The following is a 21,646-nucleotide window of genomic DNA, read 5'->3' as shown; positions in this document are numbered from 1 at the left end:
GGCGACGGATTGACGTTTTGGATGACTCATTGATCTCCCTCCAGGGGTTCGGCGAGACGAACGACGGTCTCCGAACCGAGCACGTAGCGTTCCCAGACCACAAGCAGGCTCGGGTGGACGTAGACCGCCGTCACGAACGAGTAGACGACACCCACCGCGAGGACGAACCCGAAGTGCCGAAGCGAGGGCAACAGTGCGAACGCCAGCACGCCGAAGCCGACGGCCGTCGTGACCGCACTGCTCATCAACGCGCTGCCGGTGCCGGCGATGGTCCGCCGCAGCGCCTCCTCTATGCTCCGTCCGTGCTTTCGTTCGTGCCAGTAGCGCTCGCTGACGTGAATGCTGTAGTCGACGCCGATCCCGACCGTAATACTGCCCACCATCGCGGTGATGATGCTGATCGGGATGTCGAGGAGTGCCATCGTTCCGAACAGCCAGATGGCGCTCAGAAGGACAGGCACGAGCGTCGTCGGACCGAGCGTCGGGCGGCGTTCCTTGAGCCAGAACGCGCCGGTAAGAATCACCAGGACGGCGAGAATCGTCACGACCAGACTTTGGATCAGCGTCGCCGACAGCCGCGTGTTGAGTTGTTCCTCGACGACGAAGCTCCCGGTTCCGACCGCATCGAGTTCGCCGTCAAACGCCGCGACCCCATCGTCGACGGCCGTCGTCGCCGCGCTCCGATCCGCATTGCCGTCGGTGCCGATCTGAATACTCATCGCGGTGTAGTTGCCCTCGTCATTCCGGTCGAGGACGCGGCTCGCCCGATCCTCGTCGGCCCGGTAGAACGCATCGTACACTTCCTCGACATTCCGGTTCGGAATCCCGTCGTTGGTCGTATCCGACCGCTCGAAGGTCTCATTGAACGACTGGTCCGTCCGGGCGACCGCCCGCATCTCCGACAACGGAGTGACGATCGCCGGCTCGTCGGTCGCCGACTCGTAGACCGCATCCGAGTCGTTGATCTCGTCTCTTGCGTCGTCGACCCCGTCGAGCGCCCCCGGCGTGGCGACGTCACCAGTGACCAAAATGAACCCCTGTCTGTACGGCGGCTGGAAGTCAGCGTAGATGTCCGCGCGGTCGGATTTCAGCGAGTACTCGCCGGGTTGGATCGACTCCGGCAGGTTCTCGGTCACCTCGGGTGGGTTGTCACCCATAAACAGCTCCTGATCGGCCGACAGCCCGACGTCGGTCGCGGCGTATGCGGCCCCGCCGGTCAGCAACAGCACCGCAACCAGCAGGGCGACCGGCATCCGCGAGGCGAGCGTCGACCCGCCGTGGAGCAGGCGCTGGGTGGCTCCTCGAGAGCCCGGAAGCGAGGGCGTTCGGTCCCAGCCTAAGCCCGCGAGTACCGATGTGAGTTCGAGCTTAAGCGCGGGGATCAAAATGCCGAAGACGAGCAGCGTCGAGACGATCCCAATCGCGGTGACGACACCGAAATCCCGGAGATCCAACAGCGGGCTCGTGTAGTTCGACAGGAACCCGATCGCCGTGGTCATGGTGATCAGGCCGAGCGCCGGTCCGAGGTCGGTCAGCGCGGTCGACATCGCCTGCCGAACGCCACCCTCCGAGGCCTGTCGCTCCTCGCGGTAGCGCATGGTGACGTGAAGGGCGAAGTCGACCGAGAGGCCGATCAGGATGATCGGGGCGGCGATCATCACCGGGTTGAAGTTGATTCCGAGCCAGCCCATCGCGCCGAGCGTCCAGAGCAGCGTGACCACGACACCGACCAACCCGAGGGCGACGTCGGCGATATCACGGTAGGCCAGCGACAGCGCCACCACCACGAACAGCAACACGAGCGGGCCGAGAATGCTGAAGCTGTCCTGAATGACGAAGCTCTGTTCGTAGTTCACGAGGCCCGTGCCGTAGACATCGTAGTGGTCGGTTTCCTGATCGTAGGCGATCGCGCGTGCATCCCCCTGCGCATTCGAGACCTCGGTCGAGATCTCGGCGGCGGCGCTGATCTGGGTCTCGGTCTCCTGTGTAAGCAGCAGCATCCGGCTGTCGGTCGACAGCGAGCCGGGCGAGTAGTCTTCGGGGAGCAACTGGTAGGCCGCCTGCGTCGCCGCCGAATCGCTGTCGGGATCGAGAACGTCTTCGAGGACGGCCTCGACTTCCCACCGGTCCATCGACTCCAGCTCGTCGATCTGCTCGTCGAGCGTCGGCGTCGACCAGTCATCGGCCGTCGGGCTCGTCTCGACGACGCCCGACTCCTCGTTCCAGCCGGAGATCATCGGCTCGTCGACCGTTCCGCGCCGGTCGGCCGCGATCGAGGCCTGGGCGACGATGTTGGCGATCCCGAACGTCGGCTCGTCGTCGACGAGCGTCGTGTTGATGCTCTCGTTTTCATAGAGGGTCTGCTGATATCTGAGGCTCCGTAACAGCGCTTCCCGTGACAGCAGGTTCTCGTCATCGTTCCGAATGACGATCGCAGTCGAGGTGGTGTTGAGGTCGTTATCGCTGAACCGCTCTTGGATCTCCGCGTTGGCTTCTGCGGCCGCCGTATCCTCCGAGAGGCCGCTGAGAGCCCCCTGCTCCTGAATGTATCCGAGTCCGGGAGCCAGTCCAGCCGTGAGCAACAGCATCACCACGATGATCGCCCGGCTGTTATTGGTGATCGCCTCTCCGAGACGGTCGAACAGATCCATCAGCGGGCCACCGCCTGTTTCCACCGCCTCTTTCGACCGACCTCCCTGTGGCGGGAACTCAGTCGACGGGAAAGCTGTCGTCCGAAGCCACTCACAGTACGAAGATAATTGCCATTTATTATTTGTTTCTCCAATGTCATTACCCGAGGTTAGTGCAATATGATATATAAATATTTCTAAACTCTAAACTAGTTTCTAAAGTAGGAACGAATCGGCGGATCGGTCTCTGTAGATGTCGGCGCGGTGTCGACCCCCGTAAATACGTTTTCTCAGGCGACAGTCAAGCGGGGAGTTGGAGGGACTCGATCAGCGTCACCAGAAGTCATAGACTTCTGGTTGGCACACAAGATCTTTGATCTTGCAAACGTCTCCTGACTCCGTCGACGACAGATCTTTTCAATAAGCGAGCGCTTCGGCCGCCGTCGACGCCACTGACTCACTTTCGCTGGCAATCACCGAGATCCAGCGATACTCGGTGTAGGCTCGTGTAATCTCTCGTGTTGTCGGTGACTCTGCGACAGAATCTTATCTGGTTCTTCGAAGAGAGGAAGAATCTGGGTCGCAAGCCACCGCTGGAGTGGATTGTCAGCCGCAGAAAGCTTCGACACCGAGTCTATTGCTTCCTCCCGTGCCGCGTCGACTGTAGCTCCGTCTTTAGGAAAGAGATCCTCTCCGTCTTCGATCAGTCCCCCGAGTTCGTCACACGCCGACAGTCGAACAAGCGCAAGCATGGTCCGACAGAGCGTGGTCGCAGGATAGGTCGGCTCGTAGCCCTCGACTGCAATGGGATCAAAGCGGATGTTCTCGTAGGTCTGCCCAAGGCCCCGAGAGAGAAGCTCAAGACTGGGGGCGTTCTCAGCGACAGACCGTCTCTCAAAGAACGGCTCAATTCCAGGGTACCTGAATAATCGATCTTCTTCCTCATCGTGCAATACCTGAACCCACTCCTCGATATCGCTTTCAAGAGTATCGAGCCCCGAACGCAGTGCTGCGTCGATCGTCGTTGGTTCGTCGACCGTCTTCAGATACTGAGCCTGAAGATACCCTCCGGCCTCGACCTGTGATTGACAGAAGTTCGGGAGATAGATTTCTACTAACCACCAGATTTCTTATGATATAGAATCTGGACTGCCGGTACAATTTTATTTTAGCTCAGTATTTAATCCGATAAATGGAGGTATTCATCTCCTCTGGAACGCACATCGACGAGGTTAGCGGGCGTGTTAACGCTATCAACCAACATCTTGAATCGCCGGGTGTTGTCTTCGGTGAAGCTGGCGAAGCGACACTGACTGAACAAATACGGGAAATCGCCCACCTGTTTCCACGAGCGCCATTGATCTCACTTGGAGCCGCGTTTCTGGTGCTTGTAGCTTACCCTATTGGTGGGTTAATTCTCTCAATAGTCAGTGGAGGATCGAAAGGGCGTGATAAGGACATCATGCAACGGATTAAAAACGAACATGGGGCAGAGATTCAAGAGATCGACCTAGTACATCCTGCACTCCCTATCTACGAGAACCCGTTGCAGTGGGCATTCCTCAACTGGGGTCCACTCGTTGCAGTCCCACTATTCGCGTCAAGATACTATTCGCTTTTGGGCACGATCTATATTTCCACTCTGGTACTCCTCATGACTACCCTTGTGTTGTTCATAATAATGCTGTATTTTGTGAACACTCGGCGAGAGGACGCAATGGCGGGTACAATACAATCTCATACCGAGGATGTGGACTCTGCTTGTATTGTATTAGGAGAAGGTCATCACTGGGGCGTGGGCGAGCGGTTAGTATCTCATGAAGGAATAGATGTTATCAATCCTACCCCGATGAATCCAGACTGGTCAACCAAACTTGGTAGATATATTTGGAAGCTGTTTGATCAGATTCGAGTGATCCAGAAATAGTCGTTCTAATCCGAATCAGGGAATAATTCTCGCATTTCGGAGCTGGTGTAGTTTGTCAAGCTACGAATGACACGAACCGTTCACGACCTCATTTCGGAGTTTTCTGTGATTAGAATATCCTCCTAGCATCGGATCTGCCCTGCCCCCGGTAGCTTGGTCGACACTGTATCCTACAGACAGCCGAGTCGACCAGCGTAACCACTCACGTATTACGATTTTTCACAGTCTGTGTTAGGTCTATCCAAGAACTTATCAGCAAACGCGGGTTTCCGTAGAGTAGTTACCGAACACTCACCACATATATGCCCCCTCAATCAGCCACCTCAGCCACCGAATTTGTCGAGCAGGCATTCGAGACGACCGTCGACGATCACGCACGGGCGGATCTTCTACAGATCATCGACGACGCCGTGTCGACGCTCCGTAAGAAGATGAAGAAGGACGAGACGGTAGAGCGGATGCTACGGAGCGGCGGTGGCGGCTCTTACGTCTTGAAAAGTAGCATGACCCGTGACGGGTTACAACCGGAACCGTTCACTCAAAGTGCCGTCATCGAGCCGCTGTTGGACAAACTCGGCTACGACTACGACACGGAGGCGGGTGGCCTCTCAGGTGGCCGGACGGAGGTGGCCGACTACACGATCTCGCTACGCGACTACGACGATATCGACTCTACCCGTCTATTGATCGAGGCCGAGCCGATCAACAAAGACCTCGATTCTCGAAAGCACGGTGCGGGACAGGTTCGCAGCTGGCTCAGTCAGCGAGAGTTTGAGTCCGACTTTGGCTTCGCCACGGACGGACTTCGCTGGATGTTCATTCGGTACGACCCGGATTCCTACACCCACAACGTCATTGAGGAGGTCGATCTACAGCCAGTGTTTGTCGCTCTATTTGAGAACCAAGTTGGCCCGCGAGAGCCGCTCGAGGAGGCTGTTTTCGATGCCGATCTTGAACGAGTTGACACGCTGCTACGGACCTTCGAGTTTGCTAACTTCCGGTCGATTGCAGGTGAGGCCCGGCAGGTCATCAAGCAGAAACAGGAGGAGATCACCGACGAGTTTTACGACGACTATATCCGGTACGTCTTCGGGATTGTCAACGAGTCCGAGGAGACGCCCAGATCGCTCACCCACGACGGCGTGATCGCACCGGAGGGAGCAACCGCCGACGACACGCGGCTGTTTTCGGTCGAGATGATGAACCGGCTTATCTTCATCAAATTCCTTGAGGACAAGGGAATTGTCCGTCCGGACCTCCTACAGAGCATCCTTGACACGTATGAGGACGGCCTTTACACGGATTCTCTCTACCAGCAGTTCATTCAGCCGTTGTTCTACGACGTACTCAACAAACGCCCGGACAAACGCTCGCCACAGATACAGGATATCGAGCTGTTCGCTGATATTCCGTACCTGAATGGTGGGTTGTTCCGGCCGTCGATACAACACGACGGCAGTGACGACCGTGAGCAGTTCAAGGAGGCCGATTTTGACGTTCGGAATAGTATTCTCAGGTCGATTCTTGAATTACTTGAAAGCTACAGCTTCTCCACGGATGGATCAGTGACCGACCTCGATCCGAGCGTGCTGGGTAACGTCTTCGAGAAGACGATCAACTACATTACAGCAGACAACGCCGACCAGAACAAGGAACTCGGAGCCTACTACACGCCGAAGGAGATTACCCGGTTCAGTGCAGAGCGAACGGTTCGACCGGCTCTATTCGACCGACTCAAACAGGTGGTAATTGAGGAACGCGGATGGCCTGAAGCCGAGTTGGAGAACTACGATACCGTCTACGAGTTGATCGAATCGCTCCCGGCGTCGATGGACCTGATTACCACATTACTCGGTGAGGTCGACAACTTTCGGGTGGTCGACCCCGCCTGTGGGAGTGGGCACTTTCTAACCTCAGTGTTGGAGGAGATCGTCGGCGTTCGACGAGCGTTGTGGGCACATACCGATTCGTACCCGCACGAACAGGCACTCAAGAAGACGACTGTCCAGCACAACATATACGGCGTCGACATCGTCGGCCCGGCCGTCGAGATCGCCAAGCTCCGGTGTTGGCTGTCGGTGATCGCTGAACTGCAACAAGAGGATCTAGAGTCGATGGATCAAGAGGAGTTGGCCCTACCTAACATCGCGTTCAATCTCCGACAGGGCAACAGCCTGATCGGGTACACGGGGTTCCCAGAGACGACCGAAGACGGCGACGGTTACACGCTCGATAGCTTCAACGAGGATACGGTCAGGACACGCTACGAGAACATCATCGACGAGATCACAGCCTACGAAGAGGCGATTGAGAGCGAGCAGGCCGAACAACACCGAAAAGAGGCCAATCGTCTACTCGAAAATGCAAGAGATGAGCTGGTCGATGATGTGAAAGACGAATTCGTGGCGGCAGGTGTCGACGATATCACGCCCGAAAAGGTCGAAACATTTGATCCATTCCACTGGGTGCTTGAGTACGCAGAAGTCTACTCTGATGGTGGTTTCGACGTGATTGTAGGAAATCCGCCGTGGGATAGATTATCACCACGTCGAGATGACTACTTCTCACGGTTTGATTCGGCGTTCAGAACGCTGATGCCGGATGAAAAACAGGAACGACAAGAAGAATTACTGACTGATCCAGAGATCGCGGAAGGATGGGAGGAATACAAACGAGAAACTGAAATCTTTGCTACTTACTTTAAAAATAGTGACTCCTATGAACTCCAGCAACCGAAGGTAGCAGGAAGAACGGCAGCAACTGAGAGCGATCTTTCTGCACTGTTTTTGGAGCGTGTTTTTCAGATAGCAAGAGACGACGGGTATCTCGCACAAATTCTTCCAGGTGCGATTTTTAATGGCCTGTCGACCAAGGATCTCCGACTACACCTTCTTGATGAAACGAGCATCGATTCGCTAGTCACGTTTGAGAATAATGGAATATTCTCTGATATTGATAATAGATACAATTTTGGAGTGGTGACTTTTGAGAATCAAGGGGAAACAACCGATGTAAGAGGGATCTTCAAACAGACTGATGTAGATATACTTCAGAATTTTGAGGATCAAGCCCTGTCGCTCTCCCGGCGTGTTCTACGCAATTATTCCCCAGAAGCCGCGATATTCCCATATCTTCAGTCCCAGCAAGAAGTTGACGTTCTCGACACAATCCTGCAACACCCACCAATTTCAGAGGAAATTGGGTCATCGTGGTACGTAGAACCTTACAGAGAGTTGGATCGAGGTAACGATGTCGACCGGTTTGTAGAGGATGAGGAGGAAGGCGATTATCCTGTTCTCGGAGGAAGTAATATATTCCAATTTGCATATAGTGACGCCTATTTCGGTGTTGAGTCACCGAAATTCTGGAGTGTAGATGAAGACAAAGATCCTGAACTAAGCGCGAAGAAACGAATACGTGGAAAGAATTTGCGGAAACTGAAACGTGCGGTGTATGATGCCTTCGACGGCACTGGTTCGCAAGTTGGGTTTGTAAACGACCTGCTTGAAAAACGACGAAGCAAAGAACTCTCTGACGAGGACGTTCTTCTTGACTGTACAGAGTACCGTATCGTATACCGAGATATTGCGAGGTCGACGGACGAACGAACCATGATTTCGACTGTCATTCCGAAAGGTGTCGTCTGTCACGACAAAGCCCCACAACTACGTCCTTACAGTATTGAACCGAGCGAGAAGGACCTCTCTGAAGACACGCTACACAGTGCCTACAAACGCATTTATAGCGATGAAGAACTGTTTGTCGCCACTGGATTACTAAACAGTCTTCCGTTCGACTTTCTGATGAGGACTAAAATAGATTCGACTGTTGTATTCTATAAATTGAAGGAGTCACAAGCACCCCGACTCACCAAAGGTGATGAATGGTTTGAGTACATTTGGCGACGATCTGCTCGGCTCAACTGCTATGGAGACGAATTTGCAGAAATGCGAGATCGACTGGACGGGATCGAGCCCGTTGTCGACGTTACCGAGCGTCGACGGGTACAGGCTGAACTCGATGCAGCGGCCTTCCACGCCTATGGCCTCAATCACGAGCAGACGGCCTTCGTACTGGGTGACTTCCACCGAGTACAGAGCCCCCGGCTCATGGATGAAGACTACTTCCAGCTGGTGCTTGAGAAGTACGAGCAGTTGGCCGAGGTAGAGGTCGAACAGGTCCAAGAGTCGACGCAGTAAATTCAGTAGTGTTCAGTTTCCGATTACAGGCACTAACCTACGAAGCACCGGGTCGATGTGTTTCCGATCTATGTTTGTCTCAGCTGGAAGTTCGACTTTCGCATCCTCATTTTCAGACAGACAATGATACAGATCCAAGACAGTGAGCGACATATCTTTCTGTTGAGCTTTTTCGAGGAAGTGTTTGATCACAGACCCCACTCTGAACCCAACATACTCTTCGGCGAATATCTTTTCTGCCAGTTGATCGACTTTGCGAGCAAGATCTGACTCCGAGTGGTGTGAGCCTTTTTCGATCAGTTCGGTGTTAGCGTCGATATTGTAGTTCATCCGTATTCCCACACGGTGTATCTACCAAACTACTGTACTAATATTTTACCTTGGATTAACTGGGTTATTCGGATAACTCACTCCTAATCACCCCACTGCCATGACGATCAAATTCCTGTTTCGGAAGATTCGGAAACAACCCCCTTCCGTTTATTTGTAAAAAGGACGTATCAGAATCCATGATTACGGACGCACGGGTACTACAGCCCGAATTTGTCCCCAACGACGTGAAGCACAGATCGGCGGAGGTGAGCCACCTTTCCGATACCTTGCGCCCGATAGTCGACGGCGAGCGGGCGACCAACTCCCTCCTATATGGGCCATCGGGAGCCGGGAAGACCTGTATCGCCCAGTTCACGATCGAACAACTCCGAGAGAACGTTGTCGACCTCAATTACCAATACGTGAACTGTTGGGAAGACCACACCCGATTCAAGACGCTCTACAGGCTCTTAGACGGGATCGAGAGTACGTTCGATATCCATCGGCAGTCGACGCCAAAGGACGAGCTCTTGGAGCGCCTACGGGCATACGATGGTCCACCCTACGTTGTCATCCTCGACGAAGTCGACCAGCTACAGGACAAGAGCCTGTTGTACGATCTCTATCGGATGCGCGACCTCACGATGATCCTCATTGCCAACCGGGAGGAAGACGTGTTCAGCACGCTTGATGGACGGCTCAACAGTCGACTGGAGTCCTGTGCCCGCATCCGATTCGGACAGTACGACATTCGAGAGTTAGTGACGATTCTTGAAGATCGCGCTCGATGGGGACTTGAACCGGGTGCTGTCGATGAGCAACACCTGGAAACAATCGCGGATTATGCAGCTGGTGATGCACGGATAGCTATCGGGATCTTCCGAAACGCCGCACGAGTAGCACGGCAGAACGGCGACGACGGAATAACTGTCGACGTAATCGAGCGCGTAGTTCCGGAAACGAAATCGGAAATCAGACAGAAGACGACCGACAAACTCACCGAGCATCAGCAGGTCCTCTACGAGACGATAAAGAAGGAAGGCGAGATCGGGGCGGGCGACCTCTACGATGCCTACTGTGAGGCAGTCGACGATCCGAAGACCCGTCGAACAATGCGAAACCATCTCTCGAAACTGGAACAGTACAATCTCGTTTTTGCCAATGGGAAGACAAAGGCTCGGACATACCAGCCTTACTCTTGATAACGATTAGTAAGATGTTCTAAACGGAACTGAACGGTACTATAGGGGAATCTCAATCCACGAAATCTCATCGAAGCTAAGTCAAAGAGATTGAATTAATGAACTCAGAGAACCTCTCGAACTATTCGTTAGCGAGTTTATCGAATAGATCACTGTGTTCGTCGATGAACCGGTCTGCGAACTCCTCGGCCCGAGAGAGCTCATCGTCGGCGTCAGTAGAGGTTTTGGTGTATTCCATGGTTCAGTGATTGCTTATCACGATCAAGACATATTATTGTTTCTGTGATTTCTGACCCCTTAGATACAGTTTGATTTGGTCAATATGTGCCTGAGATCAACCAGATGTACTGGTGCTTACAGAGAGGAGCACATAGACACCACAAAAGAAGGGAATCATTGCAGTGACTGTTTGGGTATGGTGTCATGGGTGACAGTGCTTCACCTAATATCGTTTTCGGGTTCATAACGTGATATCTATATTCTTCTGACCTGTAGACAACTGATTTATATTATCACTGTAAAAAGTGACTATGCAACGACGAACTGTATTGGTCGCAACTGGTGGTATGTTACTAACAGTCGGTTGTATTGGAGATCAAGAGGAACTACCAGAAGAAGAAGAAGAGCAAGAAAATAAAACGGAAGGGGAAGAATCAGACGAAGAGGTAACTACCGAAGAATCGGAACCGGCTAAATTTGAAATAATAGACTTGGTGGTTCAGCCAGAAGAAGTTTCACCCGATGGATCTGTCACGGTGACCGCAACCGTGCAAAATATAGGTGAAACAGAAGGAACGGAGCAAGTTGAATTCGATATTGATGGGAGAACAGTGGATGAACAAAAAGTGGGAGATACAACGTTTGAAGAGGTTACTGAGGCGGAAACAGTGACTAAACAGGTAACAGTTCCACCCGGTGAATCTGCTACTGTCTCAATTTCGATAAAGCGTGAATTGGTTGGAACGTTCGGTGTATCCGTAGCAGATCACTCTGTGAGCTTTGATGTTATCCGCGAATGGAACGAAATTGGTGAAGCATATGAGGGAGCGGGTGGGCTAATTGTAACTCTCGAAAGCTTCGAGGTTAATGAAAAGGAGGGGAGTTATGAATATGCGATTGAATACACATTAGAGAATGATACAGACGGAGGGATTGATGAAGGTGGTTTTCAGTTGTATCCCACTGATCCGGAGAAAGATCCAGTGCAACAGTTTGGTGCCTTTGATGAGTTGTTCCCAGGTGATACTGTCTCAAGGTCGTACAATTTTGAAAAAGAAAAGAACATTGAATTTAGTTCCTTAGCTTATCACCCAGATCAATTCTTTGCGCAAAACCCTCCAAATGGCGCTTTAGTTTGGCCGGTTGAATACTGAGGGTAGAAGCATTCTGAACATCTCCTATGTTAGCCTTAGAGCCAGCCTGTAGTACTCAAAATAAGTGTCACCATCCGATAGATCAGGGGTTAGAGTTATTTCGCTGGCAGTAAGCGATCTGTATTATGGCACTAGAATTAGGTGATCCACCCTCTGTGGACGGAGATCCGATTGTAACACAATCTGATGTTAATAAGTGGAAGCGGAGATCTCTATTCTTAACAGTGGTATCGTTCTTAATAGGACAGATTCTACCCCCACTGCATCTACTTATTTGAGGTTGATTTCCACCGTATCGGCTGTGGCCCACGAATAGAGCAAGTAGACAAGATTACCGAATCCAATCGTAAATATAAGCAGTATCAGTACTTCACAAAGCCGCTTAGTTAGAACGTCTGCTTGCTGAAGGTGTGTCTAAAACCAAACAAGCAGACGGTGAGATCCACGAGGACCAGCTTCTTAACTTTCTCGTCAACCGCCTTGACGAGGAAGTTTCGCTCTCGTTAGCCAATAACGCTGAAATCACTGCTGAAGACATCTATGAGGTCCTCGTCGGCGCTTGCGCCGACGGGACCTCTGTCTCTACGCTCTGTGCGTCGAGCCAGAACTCACCCGCTGGGAACACGGTCCTCTACCATCTTCGGACGAAGTTCGAGCCGGAACGGCTCGAACGAGTCGCTAACACGCTCCTGCGAAAGGATCTCGATGAATTGCTCCCCGAACAGGTGGAGGTCTGCGCAGACCTCCACCTGCGGCCCTACTACGGTGACGAAGACGACACAGACGGCCTCTATCACTCGGTAGCGAAGCGTGGAACCACTGCGTTCCACGCCTATGCCACACTCTACGCGCGTGTGAAGAACAAACGCTACACGCTGGCGGTACGCCGTCTCAAAGACGGCGATACCGCAAGTAGTGTCCTCGCTGAGTTCTTCGGTGTCCTCGACGGCCTTGACGCCGGGGTCAAGGCCGTCTACCTTGATCGCGGATTCTACGACAGTAAGTGTCTCACGCTGCTTCAGGCGCACAATTACGCGTACGTGATCCCGATCATCCGGTGGGGTGAGGCGATTCAGCAAGAGCTCTCGGAAGGATGGAGTCGCGTCATTCAGCATGATCTGACGGGGAAACTCGACGGTCACAGCTGGACCGTCGATTTTCCCGTCTACATCGACTGTACGTACCTAAATGGGAAGTATGACGAGAACGGTGTGGCGCGTCACGGCTACGCCGCTGACGCGCCGTTCATCGACTCACCACGGGACGCTCGATACCACTACTCGAAACGCTTCGGTATCGAGTCAAGCTATCGCTTGTTTGAGCAAGCGATAGCGACAACGACAACACGAGATCCAACGGTACGGCTGCTGTACGTGGTGGTGAGTCTCCTCTTACAGAACGTCTGGCGGTACCTTCACTACGAGTATGTGGCGACGCCCCGCCGAGGCGGGCGTCGCCTCTGGTGGTGGCCGTACAAGGAGTTCGTCAATATGATTCGACGAGCTGCGTGGACGGCCCTCGCGGTGCGTCGGGCCGTCCCCGCGAATCGGCCACCTGACGACCGATTCCACCGCTAACCACCGACCGAGCAAGCCAGCGGAGTGAGTGGCGACGCTGTCGCGTCGGCGGCTGACCGCCGCCGACAGCGACAGCTCTCCGTCGATCCGTCCGTAATTCTCTCGTCGAGACCGTCAGTACAACCGCTTCGACACAGAACTCAGGCCGCAGAAACAGCTAGCCGAGGATGCTTTGTGAGGTACTGAGACTGGAACAACTGGCGAAGGGTCGCAATATGAGATGCTCAAACAATATGAGCTCGATCGTTCAGCCCACGAAAGGCTCATAGCGTACTGTGACCAGCGGGAGATCACGTTTTTGTCGACACCGTTTGATCCTGACAGCGCAGATATGTTGGCAGATCTCGGCGTGCCTGCTATCAAATTAGGATCCGGCGAGCTCGATAACCATCCGCTGCTTGAACACGTCGCTGGACTCGGCTTGCCAATGATTGGGTCGTGTCGCAAAGTCCTCTAGAGTTCAGTAGTAACTGACTCCCGTGAAGGCGGGGTTGCCTCTGGTGTCCAAACCGAGGTACCCCATGCACGCCACAATCGACGTGCGGTTCGAACTGAGTATCGACGACGACAAAACGCTACCGCTCGCCACGCTTGCCGAGGCCGTCACTGACCAGAACCTCGAAGCAGTCCTTCTCGAATCGCTGGTCGAGAGCCTCGACGCCGCCAGCGTCGAGGCGCTCTGTGGTGAGAAACACGCACATGGCAACGGTGACCAGCGCTTCCAACGCGCCGGCACCGACACCCGCACAGCTGTCACAACTGCCGGAGAACACGAGTTCTCTCTCCACTACGTCGAAGATACAGCCGCTTCCCCAGACGAATCCAGCTACTTCCGGCCCGTCGAAGACGTTCTCGACTTCGACGGGCAGAACCGCTATCAGCAGGACATCGCCGCCAAAAGCGTCGATCTCGCTACCTCGCTCAGCTATCGAGACGCTGCCAATCACGGCGACAGCTTCGTCTCGATGCCGTCGCCGACCACCATCAACCGCCGTGCCAAGAAATACGGCCACAAGCTCAAACAGTTCCTTCCAGACTGTGTCGCTGGCACAGACGCTGACGCCGTCATTCCTGACGGGACAAAGTGCCACAGCCAAGACGACGACCGCTCGTCCCACTCCGTCCAAGCAACGCTCGGCGAAGACACCGCCGAAGAGTCACGCTCCCTGCTGGATCTGTCGGTCAACGCTGACTGGGACGAAACTGCCGCCGAACTCGATGATATCGGCGCAGTCACTGACGACGCGACGGTCGTCAGTGACGCTGATAGCGGCATCGTCACAGCCTTTACCGACGAAAACCGTGACCACCAGCTCGATCTCGTCCACGTCGGCCGAACGCTGGGTTACACCCTCTGGGACGATGGCGTCTTCTCCTTGGACCGTCGGAAGGAGATCGTTTCGGAGGTGATCGACGAGGTGTTCCATCTGAAGAACTCTGTGGCGAAGCATCGTCCAGCGGAGGAGTTCGCGGCGATCCGCTCGCGGATCGCGCGAACGAGAGAGCGATTAGAGAAGACAGCGTGGCAACTGGAGCAGTTCGGGTCAGCAAAGGCTGCAGGGTATCTTCGGCGGTGGCTGCCGTCGATTGTGACGTTCGCCGAGCACGCTGTCGAGGGGTTCGAGGTTCCGTGGACCTCGAACCCCGTCGAACGACTGATGGGCGAGGTCAGCAAGCGGTGCAAGAACCAGTGGATGCGCTGGACAGCAGAGGGATTGGAAGCGATACTCCAACTTCGGTTGGTGAAGTACGCCGACCCCGAGTACTACCAAGCGTTCCTCGACGAACTGCTCCAACGTTCGACCAAAACAGCAATCAACTGTGACCTCTCAATTGAGAGTACCAGCGGCAAAGTCTAGACCGCTTTGCAACACGACCAATATTTTGACTCTATATCTGCTTCCCGAAAGTTCACTCACTGGCGTGGAGATCTTTCACCAATCCATCCATCAATAGTTGAGGGCCTCTGGGAAACTTGCGACAGTGAACAAGTTTCTCCTCTCTATGCATATTCTCTCTTAGGAGTTCTCTCCGCAGCTGTCGACCGTGACGGTCAGACGATGCAGTTCCAATTCTCTAGTGAACCTGAATTCAACCCCCGGATTGACTTGTCTGAGCAATGTGCAGAGTGGGGCAAGAATGGAATCTGTGCGATTAGAGATCTTCATCAATCGTTTGAAGCTGAAGAGAAAAAAGACGCATTTCGAGATCTCTGGCAGCTGGCGATAACTGAACATCAGTACCTCACAAAGCATCCTCGGCTAGCTGTTTCTGCGGCCTGAGTTCTGTGTCGAAGCGGTTGTACTGACGGTCTCGACGAGAGAATTACGGACGGATCGACGGAGAGCTGTCGCTGTCGGCGGCGGTCAGCCGCCGACGCGACAGCGTCGCCACTCACTCCGCTGGCTTGCTCGGTCGGTGGTTAGCGGTGGAATCGGTCGTCAGGTGGCCGATTCGCGGGGACGGCCCGACGCACCGCGAGGGCCGTCCACGCAGCTCGTCGAATCATATTGACGAACTCCTTGTACGGCCACCACCAGAGGCGACGCCCGCCTCGGCGGGGCGTCGCCACATACTCGTAGTGAAGGTACCGCCAGACGTTCTGTAAGAGGAGACTCACCACCACGTACAGCAGCCGTACCGTTGGATCTCGTGTTGTCGTTGTCGCTATCGCTTGCTCAAACAAGCGATAGCTTGACTCGATACCGAAGCGTTTCGAGTAGTGGTATCGAGCGTCCCGTGGTGAGTCGATGAACGGCGCGTCAGCGGCGTAGCCGTGACGCGCCACACCGTTCTCGTCATACTTCCCATTTAGGTACGTACAGTCGATGTAGACGGGAAAATCGACGGTCCAGCTGTGACCGTCGAGTTTCCCCGTCAGATCATGCTGAATGACGCGACTCCATCCTTCCGAGAGCTCTTGCTGAATCGCCTCACCCCACCGGATGATCGGGATCACGTACGCGTAATTGTGCGCCTGAAGCAGCGTGAGACACTTACTGTCGTAGAATCCGCGATCAAGGTAGACGGCCTTGACCCCGGCGTCAAGGCCGTCGAGGACACCGAAGAACTCAGCGAGGACACTACTTGCGGTATCGCCGTCTTTGAGACGGCGTACCGCCAGCGTGTAGCGTTTGTTCTTCACACGCGCGTAGAGTGTGGCATAGGCGTGGAACGCAGTGGTTCCACGCTTCGCTACCGAGTGATAGAGGCCGTCTGTGTCGTCTTCGTCACCGTAGTAGGGCCGCAGGTGGAGGTCTGCGCAGACCTCCACCTGTTCGGGGAGCAATTCATCGAGATCCTTTCGCAGGAGCGTGTTAGCGACTCGTTCGAGCCGTTCCGGCTCGAACTTCGTCCGAAGATGGTAGAGGACCGTGTTCCCAGCGGGTGAGTTCTGGCTCGACGCACAGAGCGTAGAGACAGAGGTCCCGTCGGCGCAAGCGCCGACGAGGACCTCATAGATGTCTTCAGCAGTGATTTCAGCGTTATTGGCTAACGAGAGCGAAACTTCCTCGTCAAGGCGGTTGACGAGAAAGTTAAGAAGCTGGTCCTCGTGGATCTCACCGTCTGCTTGTTTGGTTTTAGACACACCTTCAGCAAGCAGACGTTCTAACTAAGCGGCTTTGTGAAGTACTGAGTATGGGTCATCGCGGACAAGTGGAACCAGGTCCAACCGTCGGAGCGATAATTACGGTTTTAATCCTCGGCTTTACCGGCTTGATTGCTCTCCCAGTTCTATCACCTTTTGCAGAACAGTGTCCTGATGACGGTATGTTTGCCAGCAATTGTGCCGAAATCACAGCAGCAACCGGGTTTGCTATATCGAGTTTGATCGGTCCTGGTCCTATTATTGTAGTTATAGTGGGAATTCTCGTTGCAATTGGTTCGGCGGGAAGGTGACGGCGTTTGAGAAGTAAACAGTTAATTCGGAGAATATGAATCAGTAGATGAGTTACTAGGGGCATTAGATGACCGAGAAGTGCAAGAAGCACCAGATGATCATCAACCGTTTAGCTTTGGATGAGATATCTGGCATCGGAGAGTCTACAGAATCAGTGGTGAAGTTCAATAAACACGGAAACTCCGTATAGATCTGAGTCCCCGGAGTCGTGCGAGCAGAAGAGCGCCATCCAAAATATGACCACGAGCGATGGCCCGGACCATTTTGACGTGGTCACATTCCACGGCGGAGCCGCGCACGCTGCCCCGATCTCCCTGGCGATTCTATCTGGAACCATCCGAGTATATATACTGAGCCGGCGTGCGCCAGTTTCAGTTACCCGATCAGACGAGCCAAACCGTCATCGTGGTCACGACATGCCGTCCTTAGAACCCGACCTCGAAGACGTGCCGAACCGTGTGAGCCTCCATACCGACCCCGGCCCGGGCTACGCGAAACGGTATCGGACGCTCCTCGAGGCTCAGGAGGCGCTCGGCGCGACCTCCAAAACGGAGGGCATCCTCGCAGCGTGCCAGCACGCCGATGCTGATCGGAGAATAATAGTACCGCAATCAGAACTTAATTCGCATCTGCTACAGGGGGTTTATATGTGATTTCTTCCTTGTTTTGACCCATCTCTAATCATTCTGGCAAGTCTTCGGGGGTACAACCCTTCATTGGCGCGCGCGTTTCGCGCGCGCTCCGCACGCGCCTGCGCAAAACGCGCCCGCCATTGGAAGGGTATTATAGTCCAAAAACTTTGATAAATACTTTGGTAGTTCGACTGTACTTTGGGTAGAGGTCCTAAAAGTGGGTTTTACGCAGTTATAATCCGGTATGCGGTAAAGTACAAATACAGACATGACCTGCCCACCGAAGCTCGCAGACCTGAATCGTACCGTGATCGAAGCCATCCCGGTCGACCGCTCGAACGGCTGGTGGACCGGGCTCGTGCGTGACCGTTACACCCCGACGGGAGAACTTCGTCTCCGGCTCGAGCGCTACCCGCCGGGCAATCCTAAGAACCGCCCAGAGCACATCTGGCGCATTCGAACGGACTTCTGGGAGACTGAGCGTGAGGCAGTCAAAATCTTTGAGCGCAAGGGAGGGAAGAAGCCGTCCGGTGTATTGCCCATTAGCGACTTCTACACGGTGAAGGAGGAGCTCCCGATTCGAGAGGATGGCTCTCGACGCGTCTCTCTCGTCCGCATCGAGAAGAAGTGGGGACAGGCGAGCGACCGTCTCTATCACTGGGACCCAGAAGATGACTCGGTCAAGCAGAAGTGGACGGTCGGGAAGCAGTGGAACCGCCTGAGCAATCTCGCGACCCGTGAGCTGGAGGGCTTCCAGTAGACGTGAGTACAACCTCTCGTCCCCGCACCCATGTGGATGGATACGCGCTTCGGTTCACCGACTGCGGACGTGAGAGCCTGGACGATCTCGAGCCCGTCGAGGTCGAGCAGGCAACCCGGAAGCTGGAACGCATCTGCTCGTGCGAGTTCCGGAAACCTTGGGAATGGGGATTCGAGCGCATGGACGGGGTGAGCGACGGAAAACTAAGCCTCTCCGACGAGCTCCGTGCGTTTGTTGACATCAACCAGGAGAATCGCACACTCCTCGTCTATCGGGTTTATCGCCGGGAGAACCTCTACGGGTAAAACTCCCGGCCCATCCCTGCTGTCGAGTGCGAGGGTTATACTCTCGTCACTAAGGCCTTAGAACTCTGTTCTCACTCTGAATCACGGTCGCAGGCTCGGGGCAACTTCTCCGGAAAGGCTATCGAAAGAGCGTCTCGAGGTAGATACGCACTTTATTAAGCACGACTGCTGGAACCTATCATTAACTGAGGAGTTCAACAAAGCATGGGAGAGTAAAACCAGTAGAGATTAACTGGCCGTTCAGAATACGGGGGTTATCTGAACACCTACAACACCATTAGAACTAATGTTGCAAAGAACGTTGTTAGAGGTATGCCCGAAACACGGACTACAACAGTCAGTCAGAACTCCGAAGGCCAGTATCAGGTAACGGTCCCTCGTGACCTCGGAGACTTCTTCGAATTGAAAGGGAAGAAGCTCGAGTGGAAGGCCGGCAGTGCGAAGAACAAAATGGAGGTCATCATCCACGATGAGTAAAGCACTCGCGTGGATCCGGAAGTCGAAAGGTGACGACGAGGACATCGGGCTCGAAGAGCAACGTGAACTCGTCCGAGGTCTCGCAGAGGAGGTTGCCGGCGAGGTTGAGGTTCTCGATCTCGGGATCCATACTCAGTACCTCACAAAGCATCCTCGGCTAGCTGTTTCTGCGGCCTGAGTTCTGTGTCGAAGCGGTTGTACTGACGGTCTCGACGAGAGAATTACGGACGGATCGACGGAGAGCTGTCGCTGTCGGCGGCGGTCAGCCGCCGACGCGACAGCGTCGCCACTCACTCCGCTGGCTTGCTCGGTCGGTGGTTAGCGGTGGAATCGGTCGTCAGGTGGCCGATTCGCGGGGACGGCCCGACGCACCGCGAGGGCCGTCCACGCAGCTCGTCGAATCATATTGACGAACTCCTTGTACGGCCACCACCAGAGGCGACGCCCGCCTCGGCGGGGCGTCGCCACATACTCGTAGTGAAGGTACCGCCAGACGTTCTGTAAGAGGAGACTCACCACCACGTACAGCAGCCGTACCGTTGGATCTCGTGTTGTCGTTGTCGCTATCGCTTGCTCAAACAAGCGATAGCTTGACTCGATACCGAAGCGTTTCGAGTAGTGGTATCGAGCGTCCCGTGGTGAGTCGATGAACGGCGCGTCAGCGGCGTAGCCGTGACGCGCCACACCGTTCTCGTCATACTTCCCATTTAGGTACGTACAGTCGATGTAGACGGGAAAATCGACGGTCCAGCTGTGACCGTCGAGTTTCCCCGTCAGATCATGCTGAATGACGCGACTCCATCCTTCCGAGAGCTCTTGCTGAATCGCCTCACCCCACCGGATGATCGGGATCACGTACGCGTAATTGTGCGCCTGAAGCAGCGTGAGACACTTACTGTCGTAGAATCCGCGATCAAGGTAGACGGCCTTGACCCCGGCGTCAAGGCCGTCGAGGACACCGAAGAACTCAGCGAGGACACTACTTGCGGTATCGCCGTCTTTGAGACGGCGTACCGCCAGCGTGTAGCGTTTGTTCTTCACACGCGCGTAGAGTGTGGCATAGGCGTGGAACGCAGTGGTTCCACGCTTCGCTACCGAGTGATAGAGGCCGTCTGTGTCGTCTTCGTCACCGTAGTAGGGCCGCAGGTGGAGGTCTGCGCAGACCTCCACCTGTTCGGGGAGCAATTCATCGAGATCCTTTCGCAGGAGCGTGTTAGCGACTCGTTCGAGCCGTTCCGGCTCGAACTTCGTCCGAAGATGGTAGAGGACCGTGTTCCCAGCGGGTGAGTTCTGGCTCGACGCACAGAGCGTAGAGACAGAGGTCCCGTCGGCGCAAGCGCCGACGAGGACCTCATAGATGTCTTCAGCAGTGATTTCAGCGTTATTGGCTAACGAGAGCGAAACTTCCTCGTCAAGGCGGTTGACGAGAAAGTTAAGAAGCTGGTCCTCGTGGATCTCACCGTCTGCTTGTTTGGTTTTAGACACACCTTCAGCAAGCAGACGTTCTAACTAAGCGGCTTTGTGAAGTACTGAACATTGTCGAGGTACGGAGCGTGGCATTGAGATGCTCCCAGAGGTCGTTGAGGACATTAAATCGAGTTACCAGGACCTCCAGGTATCTGCTGTCGAAGAAAATTTCGAAGCTCTAAGTGATGTACTTGAAGACACGCAGACTTTGATGGCTGGATTGACTGAGAGGCTTTCGTCGGCAGCCAACGAAACTTCTCAAGATATCCAACGATTGACGTTCACACTCCTTGGTGCAATCGTCGCGAACATCTTCTTGGTACTTCGATGGAGCGACCGAGATCTGGTGCCACCGTTTTCGATTTTTGTTCTTATTGTGATTGTTGGGTTTTACCTCCCCCTCATTCAAGGGAGAATTGAGGACCTGAACGACACAATCACTGAGGTGAAGAACGACTATGAATTCTATGAGAAGCACATCCGCCGGTTCAACAAGGATCTATTCCGGTTTGGTGATTTGGAAGACCGGAAATCAGCATACGTTGGGTTAGCTGAAACACAACGCCAGCGGGCACAAATCCAGCTTCGAAGAGTCTTCTACGCTCTACTCATCGTCTGGTGTGGATTGGCCATCTGGTCTGGGTTCGCATATTCGTTCGGACAACCGCAGTCGCTTGCGTTGGCGGTCTCTGGTGTAGTGCTTGCAATCCTTTCTCTTGATCCCACTGATGGGCCGTTCGGTCACGGTGGTTACGACTATTTTAGTAGAGGAGCGGCGATAGTCACTCTTATCATCATCTTCCTTTCGTTCGTTTACCCTCTACTTCTGCTGTATATCGGAATCATCCCGAACTTCTGACTGGACTGTTCCGACGACACATTTT

17 protein-coding genes and 1 pseudogene are annotated in these 21,646 nt (G+C 54.3%); 13 read left to right on the top strand and 5 right to left on the bottom strand.

Annotated features, from left to right (window positions below):
• Positions 1 to 26: 26 nt before the first annotated feature.
• Together HLAC_RS15745 and HLAC_RS15740 are read right to left on the bottom strand one after the other, a co-directional pair.
• The gene (locus HLAC_RS15745) at positions 27 to 2,651 is read right to left on the bottom strand and encodes an efflux RND transporter permease subunit (RefSeq protein WP_015911599.1); all 2,625 of its coding nucleotides are present in this window, start codon (positions 2,649 to 2,651) and stop codon (positions 27 to 29) included.
• A gap of 452 nt (positions 2,652 to 3,103) precedes the next feature.
• Complete coding sequence (locus HLAC_RS15740) at positions 3,104 to 3,583, bottom strand: hypothetical protein (protein WP_049933861.1); 480 nt, start codon at positions 3,581 to 3,583, stop codon at positions 3,104 to 3,106.
• A 239-nt stretch (positions 3,584 to 3,822) separates the two neighbouring features.
• Here HLAC_RS15740 and HLAC_RS15735 point away from each other — a divergent pair, with 239 nt between their 5' ends.
• Both HLAC_RS15735 and HLAC_RS15730 read left to right on the top strand, forming a co-directional pair.
• Complete coding sequence (locus tag HLAC_RS15735) at positions 3,823 to 4,557, top strand: hypothetical protein (RefSeq protein ID WP_015911598.1); 735 nt, start codon at positions 3,823 to 3,825, stop codon at positions 4,555 to 4,557.
• Between the two features lie 302 nt (positions 4,558 to 4,859).
• Entirely contained in the window at positions 4,860 to 8,756 is a 3,897-nt protein-coding gene (locus HLAC_RS15730; RefSeq protein ID WP_015911597.1) for an Eco57I restriction-modification methylase domain-containing protein, read from the top strand.
• A gap of 12 nt (positions 8,757 to 8,768) precedes the next feature.
• Here HLAC_RS15730 and HLAC_RS18940 read toward each other — a convergent pair whose 3' ends face one another.
• Positions 8,769 to 9,098 (bottom strand): hypothetical protein, encoded by a 330-nt coding sequence (locus HLAC_RS18940; protein WP_169304937.1) that lies wholly within the window; start codon positions 9,096 to 9,098, stop codon positions 8,769 to 8,771.
• 167 nt (positions 9,099 to 9,265) lie between these two features.
• Here HLAC_RS18940 and HLAC_RS15720 point away from each other — a divergent pair, with 167 nt between their 5' ends.
• The 5 genes and pseudogenes from HLAC_RS15720 to HLAC_RS15710 all read left to right on the top strand — a co-directional run bounded on the left by HLAC_RS15720 (position 9,266) and on the right by HLAC_RS15710 (position 15,079).
• A complete protein-coding gene (locus HLAC_RS15720; RefSeq protein ID WP_015911595.1) occupies positions 9,266 to 10,270 on the top strand; it encodes a Cdc6/Cdc18 family protein in 1,005 nt (334 codons plus the stop codon).
• A gap of 530 nt (positions 10,271 to 10,800) precedes the next feature.
• Positions 10,801 to 11,643 (top strand): CARDB domain-containing protein, encoded by an 843-nt coding sequence (locus HLAC_RS18935; protein WP_015911593.1) that lies wholly within the window; start codon positions 10,801 to 10,803, stop codon positions 11,641 to 11,643.
• Between the two features lie 410 nt (positions 11,644 to 12,053).
• On the top strand, positions 12,054 to 13,220 hold the full coding sequence (locus HLAC_RS15715) for an ISH3-like element ISHla1 family transposase (protein WP_009486633.1): 1,167 nt from the start codon (positions 12,054 to 12,056) through the stop codon (positions 13,218 to 13,220).
• Between the two features lie 208 nt (positions 13,221 to 13,428).
• Positions 13,429 to 13,677, top strand: a pseudogene (locus HLAC_RS20040) (N-acetylneuraminate synthase family protein); the annotation flags it as partial.
• Positions 13,678 to 13,741: 64 nt separating this feature from the next.
• On the top strand, positions 13,742 to 15,079 hold the full coding sequence (locus HLAC_RS15710) for an ISH6-like element ISHla10 family transposase (RefSeq protein ID WP_012659191.1): 1,338 nt from the start codon (positions 13,742 to 13,744) through the stop codon (positions 15,077 to 15,079).
• Positions 15,080 to 15,642: 563 nt separating this feature from the next.
• Here the strand turns inward: HLAC_RS15710 and HLAC_RS15700 are convergent.
• Positions 15,643 to 16,809: an ISH3-like element ISHla1 family transposase gene (locus HLAC_RS15700; protein ID WP_009486633.1), complete on the bottom strand. Its 1,167-nt coding sequence runs from the start codon at positions 16,807 to 16,809 to the stop codon at positions 15,643 to 15,645.
• A 728-nt stretch (positions 16,810 to 17,537) separates the two neighbouring features.
• On the opposite strand from HLAC_RS15700, the gene HLAC_RS15695 reads away from it, so the two are divergent.
• The 5 genes from HLAC_RS15695 (at position 17,538) to HLAC_RS18140 (ending at position 19,473) form a co-directional block, all read left to right on the top strand.
• Positions 17,538 to 17,774 carry a hypothetical protein gene (locus HLAC_RS15695; RefSeq protein WP_014053198.1) on the top strand — a complete coding sequence of 79 codons (237 nt, stop codon included), beginning with the start codon at positions 17,538 to 17,540 and terminating at the stop codon, positions 17,772 to 17,774.
• Between the two features lie 247 nt (positions 17,775 to 18,021).
• Positions 18,022 to 18,513 (top strand): hypothetical protein, encoded by a 492-nt coding sequence (locus HLAC_RS15690; RefSeq protein ID WP_014053199.1) that lies wholly within the window; start codon positions 18,022 to 18,024, stop codon positions 18,511 to 18,513.
• A gap of 2 nt (positions 18,514 to 18,515) precedes the next feature.
• Positions 18,516 to 18,818, top strand: a complete 303-nt coding sequence (locus tag HLAC_RS15685; RefSeq protein ID WP_241211149.1) for a hypothetical protein — start codon at positions 18,516 to 18,518, stop codon at positions 18,816 to 18,818.
• 312 nt (positions 18,819 to 19,130) lie between these two features.
• A complete protein-coding gene (locus tag HLAC_RS19355; protein ID WP_014053201.1) occupies positions 19,131 to 19,295 on the top strand; it encodes a hypothetical protein in 165 nt (54 codons plus the stop codon).
• Positions 19,288 to 19,473: a hypothetical protein gene (locus HLAC_RS18140; RefSeq protein ID WP_014053202.1), complete on the top strand. Its 186-nt coding sequence runs from the start codon at positions 19,288 to 19,290 to the stop codon at positions 19,471 to 19,473. The genes HLAC_RS19355 and HLAC_RS18140 overlap by 8 nt, the downstream gene beginning before the upstream one ends.
• A 140-nt stretch (positions 19,474 to 19,613) precedes the next feature.
• Here the strand turns inward: HLAC_RS18140 and HLAC_RS15680 are convergent, their stop codons facing one another.
• Complete coding sequence (locus HLAC_RS15680; RefSeq protein ID WP_009486633.1) at positions 19,614 to 20,780, bottom strand: ISH3-like element ISHla1 family transposase; 1,167 nt, start codon at positions 20,778 to 20,780, stop codon at positions 19,614 to 19,616.
• 79 nt (positions 20,781 to 20,859) lie between these two features.
• Between HLAC_RS15680 and HLAC_RS15675 the strand changes: the two genes are divergently transcribed.
• Positions 20,860 to 21,621, top strand: coding sequence for a hypothetical protein (locus HLAC_RS15675; RefSeq protein WP_014053203.1), 762 nt, complete (start codon positions 20,860 to 20,862; stop codon positions 21,619 to 21,621).
• The last annotated feature ends 25 nt before the right edge of the window (positions 21,622 to 21,646 follow it).

This window comes from Halorubrum lacusprofundi ATCC 49239, from assembly GCF_000022205.1.
GTDB lineage: Archaea > Halobacteriota > Halobacteria > Halobacteriales > Haloferacaceae > Halorubrum > Halorubrum lacusprofundi.
This window is presented reverse-complemented; position numbering and strand designations above follow the sequence as displayed.